The following is a 2,378-nucleotide window of genomic DNA, read 5'->3' on the forward strand; positions in this document are numbered from 1 at the left end:
TAGCGTCTGGAAGTCGCGGCTAGTGTTGCCAAGTCTGGCTACGCAGTCTGTAACGTCCAGTCTGCGTAGGCAGACGTTGTACCACCAGCAACGACTTCAGTCGGTGTTTTTTCCGCCACCCAAGGGGATACTGTAGGTGTCCAACTGACTAATTCTTCTTCTTTAAACCACAGTGCAATTTCGCTCTGAGCGGTTTCCACAGCGTCGGAACCGTGAATCAGATTGCGACCGATATTGATGCCCAGATCGCCGCGAATCGTGCCGGGAGGCGATACTAAGGGATTGGTAGCTCCGATCGTCAGGCGGGAGGCTGCGACGACGCCATCGCCTTGCCAGACCATTGCTACGACTGGGCCGGAAGTAATAAAATCAACTAAACCGCTGAAGAAAGGTCTTTCTTTGTGAACGGCATAATGCTGTTCGGCTAATGCACGGCTGGGGTGCAATAATTTTAAGGCAACGAGGGTAAAGCCTTTGGTTTCTAACCGCCGAATGATTTCACCAACTAAACCACGCTGAACGCCGTCGGGCTTGATTGCGATAAATGTCCGTTCCACCGTGAACTCCTAAAATATGTATGGGCTTGCCAACCACAGATTATAGTTGTATTCGCGATCCTTTAGGTAGATGTTAGGTTTTAGGTTTTAGGTTTTAGGGCTTAAAACATTCAATCCTCTACTATTTTTCAGACCTGCAACAGTAATATTAATTTGATAACTAGCTTGGCTATTTCTTTGAACCTTCGATTTCAAGTCCATTATTTCTAATATCGATCCGATTGACTTTAAGGTTCTGTTGCTGCAATTGAAGATCGATCGTTTGTTGGAGTTTTTCTGCGGATACACCCAGGTTTTCGGCTAACTGGGCGATCGTGAAATTCATGTTGCCGACCTTGATTTGAGTGTCCGATGCAAACTCAATCCGATCGCCTGTAAGTGTAGGTTTACCAACCACCCCGATATAGACATCTCGACCTTTTAAAAAGGTTAATTTATCGGTCAGCTTCGCTAAAGCTGCCGTTTGGCTGCCGGGTTGACCGTTATGTGTTAATTTGTCCAGATTAACCATTGCACCTGTATAAATCTTGCCGTCTTTAATATTTGTCTTGATGCCTTTAATTCCGAGCGGGATTTGCTTGTTTTGCTGTGAAGTTGCGAGCTTTGCTACTACTAAGTTATTCAGGTCTCGATCGCTAAGTTTGACATTCACTTTTTGACCGGATCGAGCGCGCTCGATCGGTGCTGAGATCTTTTGCTTGGTGACTGCGGCACGTTCGGTAATTTGACTCGGTTGCAATGGTAGAGACTGACTATCTATTTTTTCGTCGGTATTAGCTTTACTGTATTCTTCAGGTACTTGAATCGCTTGTTGCCAAACATAATAGGCACCGCCAATAGTTGCGATTAAAGCAACTCCAAGTAACTTAAATATAATTTTTGTCATCTTGATAAAAAAACTAACCCTTTGAATGCGAACAAAAAATGTTATTATGACATCATAGAGACTAAAAAATAAAACTATCCCAACCCGATCGACTAGGTATTTTGCATAGAACATGACAATCTGGGGAAATCTGATAGCGATCGCCATTATGGTGTGCGGATTATGGCTCAACAACACCTGGATTGCTGCCGCTGGATGTGCGATCGCACTAGTATTATCAATTCCAATTATCTATCGCGGTATTCGACAGGAACTGCTAGATTCACTCTCGCCAGCGCAACGCTTACAATTAGTTGCCTCGATTACCGTCCTGATTGCGCTAGTCGGCTTGCTCCAGATTCTCGAATTTTTTGAGTATGTCAGTAGCTTTTCCGATCGGATCGATTGGAATGCTGTCGGTGCTTCAGGCGAGTGGGGTGGCGCATTCGGTCAGATTTTGATTGCTATTTTAGCAGTATATATTGCTTGGCGACAGTATATTATCTCGCGCGACCTGACGATCGAGCAGAATCGACTTACTACCCAACAAAACGTGCTCACTCAACAGCAGACGATCGATACCTATTTTCAGGGGATTTCCGATCTCGTGCTCGATGACGATGGTTTCCTCGAAGATTGGCCGCAGGAGCAAGCCTTTGCCGCAGGACGCACGGCGGCGCTGCTCGGGAGTATCGATGCTGCGGGTAAAGCTAAAGTGCTGCGGTTCCTATCTCAGTCCAAGCTCCTGACACCACTTAGGCGCGATCGCAGGCTCGGTCGAGCGATCTTAGATGGTGATGGCGGTTATGATGAAGATCGCCTACATGGCGTGCGTGTCATCGATTTGGGGGTGATGTTAGCAGGTGCCGATCTCTCGCGAGCTGACTTACGGTGGGCGGATATTAGCGATGCCAATTTAATTCGGGCTAATTTAAGTGGTTGCGATTTAGTCAAAG

The 2,378-nt window shown here is 46.3% G+C and carries 2 protein-coding genes and 1 pseudogene; 1 reads left to right on the plus strand and 2 read right to left on the minus strand.

The window, feature by feature from the left end:
• Positions 1 to 110 precede the first annotated feature (110 nt).
• A pseudogene (gene ndk / locus RMO35_RS03405) lies at positions 111 to 557 on the minus strand (nucleoside-diphosphate kinase); the annotation flags it as partial.
• 169 nt (positions 558 to 726) lie between these two features.
• Positions 727 to 1,443 carry a hypothetical protein gene (locus RMO35_RS03410; protein ID WP_309738562.1) on the minus strand — a complete coding sequence of 239 codons (717 nt, stop codon included), beginning with the start codon at positions 1,441 to 1,443 and terminating at the stop codon, positions 727 to 729.
• A gap of 112 nt (positions 1,444 to 1,555) precedes the next feature.
• Here RMO35_RS03410 and RMO35_RS03415 point away from each other — a divergent pair.
• On the plus strand, positions 1,556 to 2,378 hold an 823-nt coding region (locus tag RMO35_RS03415), incomplete at its 3' end, for a pentapeptide repeat-containing protein (RefSeq protein ID WP_309738564.1).

The sequence above is a fragment of the Chamaesiphon sp. OTE_20_metabat_361 genome (genome assembly GCF_031364565.1).

Coding starts and splice junctions, on each gene's coding strand:
- RMO35_RS03410 (WP_309738562.1), bottom strand. CDS start 1,443: ATGACAAAAATTATATTTAAGTTACTTGGAGTTGCTTTAATCGCAACT.